Annotated in this window: 1 pseudogene; it reads left to right on the top strand. The window is 74.8% G+C overall.

Annotated elements, in window-relative coordinates:
- Positions 1-206: pseudogene (locus tag OO57_RS38260) on the top strand (IS5/IS1182 family transposase); the annotation flags it as partial.

The following is a 206-nucleotide window of genomic DNA, read 5'->3' as shown; positions in this document are numbered from 1 at the left end:
GTGCACCGCGCACGACTACCGCGATCCGGGCAAGCCCCGCATCGCCTGGAACGATCAGCAGGCCCGCGCGGACCTGGTGGACGCCCTGGTCGGTGACGCACTGCGGGTGCTGGGCCACCTGCCCGAGCGGCAACTCGGCGAGAAGGCCGCGAACGCGGTGGGCCTGCTGGCCCTGGTCGCCGGGCAGGACGTCGAGCCCGCCGACG

Source organism: Kitasatospora phosalacinea (assembly GCF_000717185.1).
GTDB lineage: Bacteria > Actinomycetota > Actinomycetes > Streptomycetales > Streptomycetaceae > Kitasatospora > Kitasatospora phosalacinea_A.
This window is presented reverse-complemented; position numbering and strand designations above follow the sequence as displayed.